Origin of the sequence: Variovorax sp. N23 (genome assembly GCF_025486315.1) — a bacterium.
Taxonomy (GTDB): Bacteria; Pseudomonadota; Gammaproteobacteria; order Burkholderiales; family Burkholderiaceae_C; genus Variovorax.
Map to the genome: position 1 here is coordinate 142,821 of NZ_JAOOPY010000001.1, position 13,588 is coordinate 156,408.

15 protein-coding genes are annotated in these 13,588 nt (G+C 67.3%); 11 read left to right on the forward strand and 4 right to left on the reverse strand.

The window, feature by feature from the left end; all coding sequences use genetic code 11:
* Positions 1 to 269 precede the first annotated feature (269 nt).
* Positions 270 to 3,305: a ribonuclease E/G gene (locus N8A90_RS00605; protein WP_262072708.1), complete on the reverse strand. Its 3,036-nt coding sequence runs from the start codon at positions 3,303 to 3,305 to the stop codon at positions 270 to 272.
* Positions 3,306 to 3,447: 142 nt separating this feature from the next.
* Positions 3,448 to 3,630, reverse strand: a complete 183-nt coding sequence (locus N8A90_RS00610) for a hypothetical protein (protein WP_262072709.1) — start codon at positions 3,628 to 3,630, stop codon at positions 3,448 to 3,450.
* A gap of 224 nt (positions 3,631 to 3,854) precedes the next feature.
* On the opposite strand from N8A90_RS00610, the gene N8A90_RS00615 reads away from it, so the two are divergent.
* Genes N8A90_RS00615 through N8A90_RS00630 form a run of 4 tightly spaced genes read left to right on the forward strand, consistent with a single transcriptional unit; the run spans position 3,855 to position 7,040 of the window.
* Positions 3,855 to 4,883, forward strand: coding sequence for an RluA family pseudouridine synthase (locus N8A90_RS00615; protein ID WP_410087608.1), 1,029 nt, complete (start codon positions 3,855 to 3,857; stop codon positions 4,881 to 4,883).
* Positions 4,880 to 5,548 (forward strand): HAD family hydrolase, encoded by a 669-nt coding sequence (locus tag N8A90_RS00620; protein ID WP_262072711.1) that lies wholly within the window; start codon positions 4,880 to 4,882, stop codon positions 5,546 to 5,548. Before N8A90_RS00615 ends, N8A90_RS00620 begins: the two co-directional genes overlap by 4 nt.
* A gap of 31 nt (positions 5,549 to 5,579) precedes the next feature.
* A complete protein-coding gene (locus N8A90_RS00625; RefSeq protein WP_262072712.1) occupies positions 5,580 to 5,945 on the forward strand; it encodes a Rieske (2Fe-2S) protein in 366 nt (121 codons plus the stop codon).
* A gap of 54 nt (positions 5,946 to 5,999) precedes the next feature.
* Positions 6,000 to 7,040, forward strand: a complete 1,041-nt coding sequence (locus N8A90_RS00630; protein ID WP_262072713.1) for a S49 family peptidase — start codon at positions 6,000 to 6,002, stop codon at positions 7,038 to 7,040.
* Between the two features lie 6 nt (positions 7,041 to 7,046).
* Here the strand turns inward: N8A90_RS00630 and N8A90_RS00635 are convergent, their stop codons facing one another.
* Both N8A90_RS00635 and N8A90_RS00640 read right to left on the reverse strand, forming a co-directional pair.
* The gene (locus tag N8A90_RS00635) at positions 7,047 to 7,826 is read right to left on the reverse strand and encodes an SAM-dependent methyltransferase (protein ID WP_262072714.1); all 780 of its coding nucleotides are present in this window, start codon (positions 7,824 to 7,826) and stop codon (positions 7,047 to 7,049) included.
* An 11-nt stretch (positions 7,827 to 7,837) separates the two neighbouring features.
* Entirely contained in the window at positions 7,838 to 8,419 is a 582-nt protein-coding gene (locus tag N8A90_RS00640; RefSeq protein ID WP_262072715.1) for a Maf family nucleotide pyrophosphatase, read from the reverse strand.
* Between the two features lie 37 nt (positions 8,420 to 8,456).
* On the opposite strand from N8A90_RS00640, the gene N8A90_RS00645 reads away from it, so the two are divergent.
* The 7 genes from N8A90_RS00645 (at position 8,457) to acpP (ending at position 13,552) form a co-directional block, all read left to right on the forward strand.
* Complete coding sequence (locus N8A90_RS00645) at positions 8,457 to 9,005, forward strand: YceD family protein (protein WP_262073129.1); 549 nt, start codon at positions 8,457 to 8,459, stop codon at positions 9,003 to 9,005.
* A 142-nt stretch (positions 9,006 to 9,147) separates the two neighbouring features.
* Complete coding sequence (gene rpmF, locus N8A90_RS00650; protein WP_262072716.1) at positions 9,148 to 9,330, forward strand: 50S ribosomal protein L32; 183 nt, start codon at positions 9,148 to 9,150, stop codon at positions 9,328 to 9,330.
* 61 nt (positions 9,331 to 9,391) lie between these two features.
* A complete protein-coding gene (plsX, locus tag N8A90_RS00655) occupies positions 9,392 to 10,480 on the forward strand; it encodes a phosphate acyltransferase PlsX (RefSeq protein ID WP_262072717.1) in 1,089 nt (362 codons plus the stop codon).
* The gene (locus tag N8A90_RS00660; protein WP_262072718.1) at positions 10,480 to 11,457 is read left to right on the forward strand and encodes a beta-ketoacyl-ACP synthase III; all 978 of its coding nucleotides are present in this window, start codon (positions 10,480 to 10,482) and stop codon (positions 11,455 to 11,457) included. Before plsX ends, N8A90_RS00660 begins: the two co-directional genes overlap by 1 nt.
* A 58-nt stretch (positions 11,458 to 11,515) precedes the next feature.
* On the forward strand, positions 11,516 to 12,472 hold the full coding sequence (fabD, locus tag N8A90_RS00665; RefSeq protein ID WP_262072719.1) for an ACP S-malonyltransferase: 957 nt from the start codon (positions 11,516 to 11,518) through the stop codon (positions 12,470 to 12,472).
* The gene (gene fabG, locus N8A90_RS00670; protein ID WP_262072720.1) at positions 12,469 to 13,212 is read left to right on the forward strand and encodes a 3-oxoacyl-ACP reductase FabG; all 744 of its coding nucleotides are present in this window, start codon (positions 12,469 to 12,471) and stop codon (positions 13,210 to 13,212) included. The genes fabD and fabG overlap by 4 nt, the downstream gene beginning before the upstream one ends.
* Before the next feature lie 100 nt (positions 13,213 to 13,312).
* A complete protein-coding gene (acpP, locus tag N8A90_RS00675) occupies positions 13,313 to 13,552 on the forward strand; it encodes an acyl carrier protein (RefSeq protein WP_140843300.1) in 240 nt (79 codons plus the stop codon).
* Positions 13,553 to 13,588 lie beyond the last annotated feature (36 nt).

Sequence of the window (13,588 nt, forward strand, 5' to 3'; positions counted from 1 at the left end):
ACTTCACGCCCCCCTGGGTTTGTGCGACGCAGCATTCTAGGCACGAAAGTAATTCTTTCGGCTGACGGATACATGCGGACACGTCAACGGCGATTCGCGAGTGAACGGCCGCTCTGACGGTGAGGCTGTCAAGGAGGGGGGATGTGTCGCAGCGCTGAATGGGCTGACGGACGGGGCGAAAGCGCCGCAACCGCGTATCCGGATGGAAGCGGTGCGGCTCCTTGGCAGGAAGCAGGAAAGGAGGCCGCCGTTGCAGCGGCCTCCGGGGGTCAGCGGCTGTCGCCGACCTCGCGCTCGAACGGCAGCGTGGTCGCCGCCAGATTGCGACGCGTCTCGACCAGCACCAGTGGGCCGTCATCGATGACGATCGCCGGAGGGCGCTCGCGCGGCATGTGGATCGGCTGGGGTTCGTTGGCGATCGCTGCGCGCACCTGCGCGACACGCTCGGCGTCGGAGTTCACCCAATGCAGGCCGGAGCCTTCGGCGACCTGAGCCAGGTCGGCCAGCGGCAGCTCAAACGGCTGCACCTTGGGCAGCGGACGTCGGCCGTGGCGGGGTGGTGCCGCTTCGACGGCGACGGTCGGTGCCGCCGGGCGAGGTGCGGGCTCGGCACGACGCGCTGGCGGTGTCACTTCGGTGGGTGCCTCGACAGGGGCCGGCGTCACAGGCGCCTCGGCTTCCACGGCGCTCGCTTCGGGAAGCGTCGTCACGCCGGACTCGTCACCCTCGCGCGGCGCACGTTCGCGGCGGTCGCGACCATAGCGGTCGCGTGTGCGGCCACGTCGCTCCTCGCCCTCGCGGCGCGCCGATGGATCGGCCGAGGGCGCGACGGCGCCCTGGCTCGTCTCGAACTCGTCCGACGGCGCATCGGCCATTTGGCCGGTCTGACTGTCCGAACGGACGGCGCCTTCGCCGCCACGCCGCTCGCGGCGGCCTTCGCCGCGCGGCGCACGTTCTTCGCGCGGGCCACGCTCCGACGCCACGGCGTCGGCAGACGGGGTGTCGCCGTTGAGCGCGCGCGCCGGCAGGTCGCCGTTGCTGCGTTCCCGTGCTTCGCCATTGCGCTCGCCACGCTCGCGACGTTCGCCTCGGCCGCGCGGTGCGCGCTCGATGGGGGGGGGGGCGCTGTCGCCTTCGACGGCCACCGCCGGCAACTGATCCTGCAGGCTCTCGGTGCCTTCCAGCGACACCGGACGATCGGTGTCACGACGCTCGCCGCGTCCGCCGCGGCGCTGCTCGCCGTCGCGCGGGCCCCGGCCCTCGCGCGGTTCCCGGGGTTCACGCGATTCACGCGATTCACGGGCTTCGCGCACCGGCGCGTCGCTGCGCGCCTCGGTGCTGCGCTCGCCGTTGCGGCGTTCGCCACCGCGTCCGCCGCGGCGCTGCTCGCCATCACGACCGCCGCGACCTTCACCGCGACCGCCGCGGCGCTGCTCACCGTCGCGTGCGCCGCGGGCCTCGCCGTCCCGGCTGCCGCGCCCGTCGCGTCGTGCAGGCTTGGGGGCTTCGACCGGGATGGCGCTGGCAGGGGCCGCGGCCGGCGCTGGCGCCGGCGCACCGCCACCGAACAGGCTCTTGATGAAGCCGAAGAAGCCACGTTCCGCAGGCGCGGGTGCCGCCACCGGTGCGGCGGGCGGTGCTACGGGCGCTGCGGCGGCGGGTGCTTGAACCGCCTCGGGCTTCACAGGCACGACAGGCGCCGGAGCGTCCGGCAACACGCCCTTGATCACCGGCGTCTGCCTGTTGGTCGGTTCCTGCGAGCGGCGGGTGACCGAGGTCGGGTCTTCCACCTCTTCGGCCATCTTGTAGCTGGCTTCGATGTGGTCGAGACGCGGGTCGTCGTGCTTCAGGCGCTCGAGCTTGTAGTTGGGCGTCTCGAAGGTCTTGTTCGGCACCATCAGCACGGTGACGCGCTGCTTGAGTTCGATCTTCGCGATCTCGGGGCGCTTCTCGTTCAGCAGGAACGAGGCGACTTCGACCGGCACCTGCACATGCACGGCGGCGGTGTTGTCCTTCAGGCACTCCTCCTGGATGATCCGCAGGATCTGCAGGGCGCTCGATTCGGTGTCGCGGATGTGGCCCGAGCCGCCGCAACGGGGGCAGGGGATCGACGAACCTTCGGAGAGCGCCGGCTTCAGGCGCTGGCGGCTCATCTCCATCAGGCCGAACTTGCTGATCGAGCCGAACTGCACGCGGGCACGGTCTTGCCGGAGCGCGTCGCGCAGGCGGCTTTCGACCTCGCGGCGGTTCTTCGACTCGTCCATGTCGATGAAGTCGATGACGATCAGGCCGCCCAGGTCGCGCAGGCGCATCTGGCGCGCCACTTCGTCGGCGGCTTCGAGGTTGGTGCGGGTGGCGGTTTCTTCGATGTCGCCGCCCTTGATGGCGCGGGCCGAGTTCACGTCGATCGACACCAGCGCTTCGGTGTGGTCGATCACGATGGCGCCGCCGGAGGGCAGCTGCACCGTGCGGGCGTAGGCAGATTCGATCTGGTGCTCGATCTGGAAGCGGCTGAACAGCGCCGCGTCGTCGCGGTAGCGCTTCACGCGGGCGGCATGCTCGGGCATGACGTGCGCCATGAACTGCTGCGCCTGCTCGTAGATGTCGTCGGTGTCGATCAGGATGTCGCCGATGTCGTGATTGAAGTAATCGCGAATCGCGCGGATGACCAGCGACGATTCCTGGTAGATCAGGAACGCGCCCTTGCCGCCCTTGGCCGCGCCGTCGATGGCGGTCCAGAGCTTGAGCAGGTAGTTCAGGTCCCACTGCAGTTCGGGCGCTGCGCGGCCGATGCCGGCGGTGCGCGCGATGATGCTCATGCCCTTCGGGTATTCGAGCTGGTCCATTGCCTCCTTGAGCTCGGCCCGGTCGTCGCCCTCGATGCGGCGCGAAACACCGCCGCCGCGGGGGTTGTTCGGCATCAGCACGACATAGCGGCCGGCCAGCGAGACGAAGGTGGTCAGGGCGGCGCCCTTGTTGCCGCGCTCTTCCTTCTCGACCTGCACGACCAGTTCCTGGCCTTCGCGGATCGCGTCCTGGATGCGGGCCTGGCTTGCCGACACGCCTTCGGCGAAATACTGCTTGGAGATTTCCTTGAACGGCAGGAAGCCGTGGCGGTCTTCGCCGTAGTCGACGAAGCAGGCTTCGAGCGAGGGCTCGACCCGCGTCACGACCGCCTTGTAGATGTTGCCCTTGCGCTGCTCGCGCCCTTCGATCTCGATTTCGTAGTCGAGGAGCTTCTGTCCGTCGACGATGGCCAGGCGGCGTTCTTCGGCCTGCGTGGCATTGATCAGCATCCGCTTCATGATGCGTTGTCCTTGTATGTATCGTTTTCACCGGCCCATGACGGGCCAACGATGCACGGACGACGCCTGCGAAACCAGGGGAATTGCCGCTGTACCCACACTGTCTGCCGGACGCCGCGCAAGCGCAGACGACCGCCGAGCGTCAGCTCAGGAACAGTGGAGGCGGGGGCGCATGGATGGGCGCGAGCCCGATGTGGTGTTGACGCGCCACGTTGTGGGTGGCGGGCTGCGCGACAGGGGTCGTGCGGGCCGCTGGAGATCCGATGCCGCGGGCCGCTGGCAACAGCCAGGTGGGCCAGCGCAGGCACAGTTGAATCAGCAGCATCAACACAAGAGAACTCGCTTCGATCCGCCGGCAGATTGGAGCCTGCCGGCTGGGTATTCCGTATCGGTGTTTCGTGGGCGTCGGCTTGACTTGTGCGTCTGGCCTGCCACTTTGCGCTCTAGCGCGGGGTTTGCAGGCTCGGGCGCCAAAGCGGCATCGACCTTCCAGCGCTTTTGGCGGTGCTCTAAACTTCTGTTTAATCAAGCACTTACAAGACCGCGCTGGTGAAAAACATTATAGGTGCGAAGCCGCAGCCCGGCGCATCGGAAGTCCGATTTATGACAGTCGACGAAGAATCGGCCGGTCAACGGCTGGACAACTTCCTGTTCCGCCAGCTCAAGGGCGTGCCGAAGACGCACGTCTACCGGATCATCCGGTCGGGCGAAGTCCGCATCAACAAGGGGCGCGCCCAGGCCGAGACGCGCATTGCCGCCGGTGACGTGCTGCGGCTGCCGCCCGTGCGGGTCGCGGCACGCTCGGAAGAGGGCGCCACGCCCCCCGCGCCCGCCCGCGAGTTCCCTCTCTTGTATGAGGACGACGCGCTGCTCGCCATCGACAAGCCCGCCGGCGTGGCCGTCCATGGCGGCAGCGGTGTGAGTTTCGGCGTCATCGAGCAACTGCGCACCGCCCGGCCGCAGGCGCGATTTCTCGAACTGGTGCACCGTCTCGACCGCGAAACCTCCGGCATCCTGCTGGTCGCCAGGAAGCGCAGCGCACTCACGGCGCTGCAGGATCAGTTCCGCGAGCGCGAAACCGGCAAGACCTACCTGGCGCTGGTCGAGGGCGCCTGGCCTGTCAACAAGAAGGTGCTGGATGCGCCGCTGGCCAAGTACCTGCTGGCCGATGGTGAGCGCCGGGTGCGCGTCGTCCCCAAGGACCATCCCGACGCGATGCATGCCGTCACGTTGGTGCGCGTGCTGGCGGCGGTCACCTTGCCGGGCGACGCGACGCCGATGTCGCTGCTGGCCGTCACCATCAAGACCGGGCGGACGCACCAGATCCGCGTTCACCTGGCATCGGCCGGGCACGCCATCGCTGGCGACGACAAGTACGGCCAATTCGAGCGCAACCGGACCTTGCAAAAACGGGGACTCAAGCGCATGTTCCTGCACGCGTGGCGGCTGCAGTTCAACCATCCCGCGACCGGTGAGCGCATGGCGCTGCAGGCCGATCTGCCGCCGGAGCTCGCCGCCCTGATGCCGCCGGAAGCCGCGGCCGCCTTGACCATCCCGTTTTCGACACCCGCCCCATGACCGAGTCTTCTTCACGCCGCTTCGATCTGATCGTCTTCGACTGGGACGGCACCCTCTACGACTCCACCCGGCTGATTACGCGCTGCATCCAGGCGGCCGTGGTGGACGTCGGCGGTGCCATGCCGGACGAGCGCGACGCCGCCTGGGTGATCGGTCTGGGCCTGGCCGAGGCGCTGGCGCGTGCGGCACCGGACGTGCCGCGCGAAAAATACGCCGAACTCGGCGCGCGCTATCGCTACCACTACCTGAAGCAGCAGGACGATGTGGTGCTCTTCGACGGGGTGCTGCCGATGCTCGACACACTCAAGGCGCGCGGCCATCTGCTGGCCGTCGCGACGGGCAAGTCGCGACGCGGCTTGAACGAGGCCCTGGCCGGCGCCCCGATGCGCCATCGTTTCGACAGCTCCCGCACGGCCGACGAAACCCACGGCAAGCCGCATCCGCGCATGCTGCTCGAACTGATGGAAGAACTGGTCGTGCCGCCCGAACGCACGCTGATGATCGGCGACACCACGCACGATCTCCAGTTGGCGATCAATGCCGGTTGCGCCAGCGTGGGCGTGAGCTACGGGGCGCACGAGCCCGACAGCTTCGAGCCCTTGAATCCCCTGCATGTCGCCCATTCGGTCGACGATTTGACCGCCTGGCTGCTCGGCCATGCCTGAGGGGCCGAACCCGCGCCATCAGAATCCGCCCATGACCGATACCATTGCGCTGTGCAACTCGTCCGATCTGGTGGAAGGCGGTCTGGCCGTCCCGTTCGATGTGGTCCACGGCGGAGAAACCTGCCGAGCCTTCGCGGTCCGCTTCGAAGGCCTGCCCCATGCCTATCTGAACCGTTGCAGCCACATCGCGATGGAGATGGACTACCAGCCCGACCGATTTTTCGACGACACCGGCCAATGGCTGTTGTGCGCCACCCACGGCGCCGTCTACCGGCCCGATACCGGTGCCTGCGAGGGCGGGCCGTGCCGGGGCGGACTCGTGAAGATCGCATTGAGCGAGAAGGACGGCGTGGTGCACTGGCATACTGACTGGAACCTCCAGCCGATCGCCTTCTAGGAATTCGACCCTTCATCACCTCGGGCACCTCGCGAGGTGGCCCGCCCCACCCTCATGACCGATCCCACCCGCACGGAACCGCAGGGTTTCGAGCCTTTTGAACGTCCCGCGCCGATCCCGGGCGCGCCATCTCCCACCCCCATGTCCAAGAACGATCCGACCTCGCAGCCCGGCTGGGAGCGTGCCACCCTCGAGAAACTCGCCTTTTCCTCGCTGCGCGAGCAGCGCGCCACACGGCGGTGGAAGACCTTCGTGCGCCTGTCCTGGCTCGCCTTCTTCGTCTTCCTGGTGTGGTTGGCCATGTCGCGCGCGGCGCCCAGCACCACCACCTCGACCGCGCACACCGCCGTGGTCGAGATCAAGGGCGAGATCGCCAACGGCGCCGACGCGAGCGCCGAGTTCGTCGTGGCGGCCATGAAGACCGCTTTCGAGGACGCGGGCGCCAAGGGCGTGGTCCTGCTCATCAACTCGCCGGGCGGCAGCCCGGTGCAGGCGGGCATCATCCACGACGAGATCCTGCGCCTGAAGGCCAAGCACGACAAGCCGGTGTACGCGGTCGTCGAGGAAAGTTGCGCCTCTGCGGCGTACTACATCGCCGCGGCCACCGACAAGATCTACGTCGACAAGGCCAGCATCGTCGGCAGCATCGGCGTGCTGATGGACGGCTTCGGCTTCACCGGCACGATGGAAAAGCTGGGCGTCGAACGTCGTCTGATCACCGCTGGCGAGAACAAGGGCTTTCTGGATCCCTTCAGCCCGATGAGCGACGCGCAGCGTGCGCATGCACAGCAGATGCTCAACCAGATCCACGCGCAGTTCATCGACGTCGTGAAGAAGGGGCGCGGCGATCGCCTCAAGACCGATACGCCCGGCCTGTTCAGCGGCCTGTTCTGGAGCGGCCAGCAGGCGGTCGACCTGGGTCTGGCCGATCAGCTGGGCAACGTCGACTTCGTCGCCCGCGAAGTGATCAAGGCGGAAGAGGTCATCGACTACACCCGTCGCGACAACGTCGCCGAAAAGCTGGCCAAGAAGTTCGGCGCGGCCATGGGCGACGCCTCGGTGCGCGCACTGCGCAGCGTGCCGGCGCTGCGCTGAGGCGGCTCAGCGCCCGATCGCGAAGACGGCTGGCAGGCGATCGTCCTGCGCAGGCGGCCGGGCGCGCCACGCCTTGACCGTGTCGCTGCGCACCTGCGCCGTGGCCAGCGTCAGGCCGCGTGCCACGGCCAACCGGGTGTGGTGCTGCAGGGTCTGCGTCAGGGCCTGCAGCAGGGCCGCATTGCGATAGGGCGTCTCGATGAACAGCTGCGTCTGACCGCTGCGCAGGGCCAGCGCTTCGAGCTCACGGATGCGCTGCACGCGGGCGGCAGCGTCCTGCGGCAGATAGCCCACGAAGGCGAAGTTCTGACCGTTCAAGCCGCTCGCCGCCAGCGCGAGCAGTAGTGACACCGGCCCGGTCAGCGGCACGACGGCGATCCCGAGCTCGTGCGCGGCACGCGCGACCGACGAGCCCGGGTCGGCCACGGCCGGCATGCCGGCTTCGCTGAGCAGTCCGACATCGTGGCCTTCGAGCGCCGCGGCCAGCAGCGGCCGGGCGTCGAACTGGCCGGCGTGGTCGCCCTTCTTGTGCACCTCGCGCGGCAATTCCTGGATGTGCTGCGCCTGCACGGGCGCGGCGAGCGGCGCGACCGCCTCGATCCGTTTGAGGTAGGCGCGTGCCGATTTGGCGTTCTCGCAGATCCAGTGCGTGATCTGCGCTGCGGCCTGGAGCGTGCCGAGGGGCAGCACGTCCTGCAGCGGCGCCTGGACATCGCAGCCGAAGTCGAGTGGCGCAGGAACCAGGTACAGCTTGCCGAGGACTTTCTCGGTCGGTGTTTCTGCCATTGGATGGGTGCTCACAGCAGGTCGACGCCTGCCGCGCGCAGCATTCGGCAGGTCCGAATCAAGGGCAGGCCGACGAGGGCGGTCGGGTCGTCGCTGTCGATCGCCTCCAGCAGGGCGATGCCCAGGCCCTCGCTCTTGGCGCTGCCGGCGCAATCGTAGGGCTGTTCGGCGCGCAGGTACCGTTCGATGGCGCCGTCGCTGAGTGCGCGGAAGATCACGCGCACCGGGGCGACGTCATGTGCGCTGAAGCCGGTGGCCGCGCAGACGACGGCCACCGCGGTCTGGAACACCAGCGTCTGGCCCCGCATGCGTTGCAGCTGGAGCGTGGCCCGCGCATGGTCGCCGGGCTTTCCGAGTGGTTCGCCATTCAGGTCGGCGACCTGATCGGAGCCGATCACGACCGCCTCGGGGAAGGCGGTCGCCACGGCATGGGCCTTGGCCAGCGCCAGGCGCTGCGCCAGCGCCAGTGGCGTTTCGCCGGCCAGCGGTGTTTCGTCGACGCCAGGCGCCTGCACCTCGAAGGGCAGACCGAGGCGGTTCAGGAGTTCGCGGCGATAGGGGGATGTCGAGGCAAGGATCAGCGTGCGTGGCATGGCGCCGATTGTGCGCGAGCGGTTTAGACTGACCGGGATGAACAGAGAATTTGCAGCATCACGGATCGACGTGAACGCGTTTGCGACCGCAGCGGACAGCCTGACCGGGGAGACGCCGGTGTCGGACTTCGAGCGGCTTCGCTCCGAGCTGGCCGAACCCGCCGCCGATGCCCGTGTCACCTGGGAAGCGACCGGCGAACGCCGCGCCGGCGGCGACGGTGCCCTGGCGCCCTGGCTTCATCTGCGCGTCGAGACGACCTTGCCTTTTGTCTGCCAGCGTTGCCTGACACCGGTCCGGCTGCCGCTGACGGTCGATCGCGCGTTCCGTTTCGCGGCCGACGAAGAGACGGCGGCCCTCGAGGACGAGGCGTCCGACGAGGATGTGCTGGTGGCTGCACGCGATTTCGATCTGCTCGCTTTGATCGAAGACGAGCTGCTGATGGAAGTCCCCGTCACGCCGCGGCACGAGGTGTGCCCGGTGCCGGTCCGACTGTCGGTGGCGGACCCCGGCTTCGAGGAGGCGGAGGAGGCCGCCCCGAACCCCTTCGCCGTGCTCGAAGCCCTGCGGGACCGCAAGCCGAAGTGAGGTTTTCCGGGCAGGTGGCGCATCGGGCGCGTCCGCGCTATAATCGTGGGCTTCGCGCGCGCCGCCATTGGCCAGGTCTTGAGGGATTCTGTGTCGATGCCGCCCCGCATGCCCACCACCCAACCGAATTCCAGGAGCCATCATGGCCGTCCAGCAAAACAAGAAGTCGCCTTCCAAGCGCGGCATGCACCGTTCCCACAACGCGCTGGGCGTGCCCGGCATCGCCGTCGAGCCCACCACGGGCGAGACGCACCTGCGTCACCACATCAGCCCGAACGGCTTCTACCGTGGCCGCAAGGTTCTCAAGACCAAGTCCGAGTCCTGATTTTCAGATTCAAGGCCAAGGCCCGAAGCTACTTCTTGCGTAGCGTCGGGCCTTTGTTTTGATGGTCATCCCTTCCTCTTTCGCATCCGCGCCCTCCGCAATCACGCTCGCCGTGGATTGCATGGGCGGCGACCATGGCCCGCGCATCACGCTGCCGGCCTGTCGTGCGTTTCTCGAGCGCCATCCTGAGGCGTCGCTGCGCCTGATCGGGCTGCCCGAGGCGCTCAAGGGCTTCGCACATCCCCGTGCCATGCTGATTCCGGCGTCCGAGGTGGTCAGCATGGACGACCCGATCGAGATCGCGCTGCGCAAGAAAAAGGATTCGTCCATGCGCGTGGCCATCCAGCAGGTCAAGGACGGTGGTGCTCAGGCTGCCATTTCTGCGGGCAACACCGGTGCTTTGATGGCCATCGCACGCTATCTCCTCAAGACCTTGGACGGCATCGATCGGCCGGCCATCGCGCCGCAGCTTCCCAACAGCAAGGGCGGCGCCACGACGGTACTGGACCTGGGGGCGAACGTCGACTGTGATGCCGAAGACCTCCTGCAGTTCGCCGTGCTGGGTTCCGCGCTGGTTTCGGCCTTGACCGGCAACGAGTCCCCGACCGTAGGCCTGCTCAATGTCGGTGAAGAGGCGATCAAGGGCAGTGAAACGATCAAGAAAGCCAGTCAGTTGCTTCGAGCGGCCGCCAAATCGAAGGATTTGAACTTTTACGGCAACGTCGAGGGCAACGACATTTTCAAGGGCACCACGGACATCGTCGTCTGTGACGGCTTCGTCGGCAATGTGACACTGAAGGCCACCGAGGGCGTGGCCGCCATGATCGTCGACTTCCTGCGCTTCGAGTATTCGAACGGCCTCTTCAGCAAGTTTGCTGCGATCGTGTCCTATCCGGTTCTAAAAGCTCTTAAAAAGAGGCTGGATCACCGTCGCTACAACGGTGCGGCGTTGCTGGGCTTGCGCGGCCTGGTCTTCAAGAGCCATGGTTCGGCCGACGAAGTGGCGTTCGGCTATGCGTTGGATCGCGCTTATGATGCCGCTCGCAACAACCTGCTCGATCGCGTGCGGGCCCGCATTGCTCACGCCGCGCCACTGCTCGCGCGAACGGAGCCGGCGGCGCCGGTAGACGCGACCTCGCTCCCCGTCTGATGACCCTCTTTTCTCGCATTTCCGGCACAGGCAGCTATCTGCCACCCCGCCGCGTGACCAACGACGACCTTGCCCGCGAACTGGCCGAGCGCGGCATCGAGACGTCCGACCAATGGATCGTCGAGCGCACCGGCATTCGGGCGCGCCACTTCGCCGAACCTGATGTGACCAGCAGCGACCTGGGCCTCGAGGCCTCCAAGCGCGCCCTCGAAGCGGCGGGCCGCAAGGCTGAAGACATCGACCTGATCATCGTCGCCACCTCGACGCCGGACATGGTGTTCCCCTCGTCGGCCGCGATCCTGCAGCGCAAGCTGGGCATCGCCGGCTGCCCCGCCTTCGACATCCAGGCGGTGTGCAGCGGTTTCGTCTACGCGCTCACGGTGGCCGACGCCATGATCAAGACCGGCAGCGCCCGCTGCGCGCTGGTGGTGGGTGCGGAAGTGTTTTCGCGCATCCTCGATTTCAGTGACCGCACGACATGCGTGCTGTTCGGCGATGGTGCCGGCGCCGTGGTGCTGGAGGCCAGCGAAACGCCCGGCATCCTGGCGAGTGATCTGCACGCCGACGGCAAATACGTCGATATCCTGTCCGTCCCCGGTCATGTGTCCGGCGGGAAGGTCCTGGGCACGCCGCTGCTCCATATGGATGGGCAGGCCGTGTTCAAGCTGGCCGTTCGCGTGCTGGAAGATGCGGCGCGTGCGGCGCTGGCGAAGGCCGGCAAGACCGAGGCGGACATCGACTGGCTCATTCCGCACCAGGCCAACCTCCGCATCATGGAAGGCACCGCGAAGAAGTTGAAGCTGCCTCTGGAAAAGCTGGTGGTGACGGTCCACGACCACGGCAACACCTCGGCTGCCTCGATTCCACTGGCGCTGGATGATGCGGTGCGCAGCGGCAAGATCAAAAAAGGAGAGACCGTCATGCTCGAAGGTGTCGGCGGTGGGTTCACCTGGGGCGCCGTGCTCCTGACCCTGTGATCGCCGAGGGCGAGCCGCAGGCCGCCCCGACGTCTGCATCAGACAAAGACAAGAGACCATGACTTCCTTCGCATTCGTATTTCCGGGCCAGGGATCCCAGGCGGTCGGCATGCTCGACGCGTGGGGCGACCACCCCGCCGTGGCAGAGACCCTACGGGAGGCTTCTGCCGCGCTCGACGAAGACCTGGGCGAGCTCATCCGGACCGGTCCGAAAGAGGCGTTGGCCCTGACGACCAATACCCAGCCGGTGATGCTGGTGGCCGGTGTGGCCGCATGGCGCGCCTGGTTGGCCGAAGGAGGGGCGACGCCGGACGTCGTCGCGGGCCATTCGCTGGGTGAATACTCGGCGCTGGTCGCTGCGGGTGTGCTGACGCTGGCACAGGCTGCGCCGCTGGTGCGCTTTCGCGCGCAGGCGATGCAGCAGGCCGTGCCGGTCGGCACCGGCGCGATGGCCGCGGTGCTGGGCATGGAGGCGGCCAAGGTGATCGCCGGCTGTGCCGAAGTGACCGCCGGTTTTGGAGCCGGCAGCGCCGAATGCGTCGAAGCCGTCAATTTCAACGACCCGATGCAAACCGTGATCGCCGGCAGCAAGGCCGCCGTCGACAAGGCTTGCGAACTGCTCAAGGCGAACGGCGCCAAGCGTGCGCTGCTACTGCCTGTATCGGCGCCGTTCCATTCCAGCCTGATGCGGCCTGCTGCCCAGGCGCTGCGCGAGAAGCTGGCGTCGGTCGAATTCGCGGCACCGCGGATCCCCGTGCTCAACAACATCGACGTCGCGGTCGAAACCACCTCCGAGCGGATCCGTGATGCGCTCGTGCGCCAGGCCGCCGGGCCGGTGCGCTGGGTCGAGAGCGTGCAGGCCTTGAAGGCGCGCGGTGTCGCGACCGTCGTCGAATGCGGGCCGGGCCGTGTGCTGTCCGGCATGGTCAAGCGCATCTCGCCTGAACTTGTCACGGCGACGGTCTACGATCCGGCGACGCTCGCCGAGACCCGACAACTGCTGAACACCCCATGAGCACCATCAAATTCGAAGGGCAGGTTGCCCTGGTGACCGGCGCATCGCGCGGCATCGGCGCCGCCATCGCCCTGGAACTGGCCCATCACGGTCTGAAGGTCATCGGCACCGGCACGACCGCTGACAGCGCACAGAAGATCACGACCGCACTCGGCGCGTTCGGCGGTCAGGGCCGCGCGCTCGACGTCAACGACGGCGCCGCGCTCGATGCGCTGGTCGAAGAGATCGTCAAGACGTACGGCGGGCTGCACGTCGTGGTCAACAACGCCGGCATCACGCGCGACATGCTCGCCATGCGCTTGAAGGACGACGACTGGGACGCGGTGCTCGACACCAACCTGAAGGCCGTCTTCCGCCTGTCCCGTGCGGCCATCCGCCCGATGATGAAGCAGCGCTACGGGCGCATCATCAACATCACGAGCGTCGTGGGCGCCGCCGGCAACGCCGGCCAGGCCAACTACGCGGCGGCGAAGGCCGGCGTGGCCGGCATGACCCGCGCGCTCGCACGCGAGCTGGGCAGCCGCAACATCACCGTGAACTGCGTCGCCCCCGGTTTCATCGAAACCGACATGACGGCCAGTCTCCCGGAAGCGCAACAGCAGGCGCTGCTCTCGCAGATTCCGCTGGGGCATCTGGGCAAGCCGTCCGACATCGCGCATGCGGTGGCGTACCTCGCTTCGCCGCAGGCTGCCTATGTGACGGGGCAGGAACTGCACGTCAACGGCGGCATGCACATGTAGCCGTCTGGCGCAATTCGTTTCCGTACGGCCCGTGAGGCAACTGGCCCAGGCCGGCCGGCTAAAATCCACCGATTCTTTACAAACCCTCAGAGGGAACCAAATGAGCGATATCGAAGCACGTGTCAAGAAAATCATCGCCGAGCAGCTCGGCGTGGAAGAGTCTCAAGTCACCAACGAAAAGGCCTTCGTCGCCGACCTGGGTGCCGACTCGCTCGACACGGTGGAACTGGTGATGGCGCTCGAAGACGAGTTCGGCATCGAGATCCCCGATGAAGATGCCGAGAAGATCACGACGGTGCAGAACGCCGTCGACTACGCCTCCAAGAATCAAAAGGCCTGATCGGCCGCGCATCGAACACCGGTCCCGGTCCGCGGC

Coding starts and splice junctions, on each gene's coding strand:
- N8A90_RS00605 (WP_262072708.1), bottom strand. CDS start 3,305: ATGAAGCGGATGCTGATCAATGCCACGCAGGCCGAAGAACGCCGCCTG.
- N8A90_RS00610 (WP_262072709.1), bottom strand. CDS start 3,630: ATGCTGCTGATTCAACTGTGCCTGCGCTGGCCCACCTGGCTGTTGCCA.
- N8A90_RS00620 (WP_262072711.1), top strand. CDS start 4,880: ATGACCGAGTCTTCTTCACGCCGCTTCGATCTGATCGTCTTCGACTGG.
- N8A90_RS00625 (WP_262072712.1), top strand. CDS start 5,580: ATGACCGATACCATTGCGCTGTGCAACTCGTCCGATCTGGTGGAAGGC.
- N8A90_RS00630 (WP_262072713.1), top strand. CDS start 6,000: ATGACCGATCCCACCCGCACGGAACCGCAGGGTTTCGAGCCTTTTGAA.
- N8A90_RS00635 (WP_262072714.1), bottom strand. CDS start 7,826: ATGGCAGAAACACCGACCGAGAAAGTCCTCGGCAAGCTGTACCTGGTT.
- N8A90_RS00640 (WP_262072715.1), bottom strand. CDS start 8,419: ATGCCACGCACGCTGATCCTTGCCTCGACATCCCCCTATCGCCGCGAA.
- N8A90_RS00645 (WP_262073129.1), top strand. CDS start 8,457: ATGAACAGAGAATTTGCAGCATCACGGATCGACGTGAACGCGTTTGCG.
- rpmF (WP_262072716.1), top strand. CDS start 9,148: ATGGCCGTCCAGCAAAACAAGAAGTCGCCTTCCAAGCGCGGCATGCAC.
- plsX (WP_262072717.1), top strand. CDS start 9,392: ATGGTCATCCCTTCCTCTTTCGCATCCGCGCCCTCCGCAATCACGCTC.
- N8A90_RS00660 (WP_262072718.1), top strand. CDS start 10,480: ATGACCCTCTTTTCTCGCATTTCCGGCACAGGCAGCTATCTGCCACCC.
- fabD (WP_262072719.1), top strand. CDS start 11,516: ATGACTTCCTTCGCATTCGTATTTCCGGGCCAGGGATCCCAGGCGGTC.
- fabG (WP_262072720.1), top strand. CDS start 12,469: ATGAGCACCATCAAATTCGAAGGGCAGGTTGCCCTGGTGACCGGCGCA.
- acpP (WP_140843300.1), top strand. CDS start 13,313: ATGAGCGATATCGAAGCACGTGTCAAGAAAATCATCGCCGAGCAGCTC.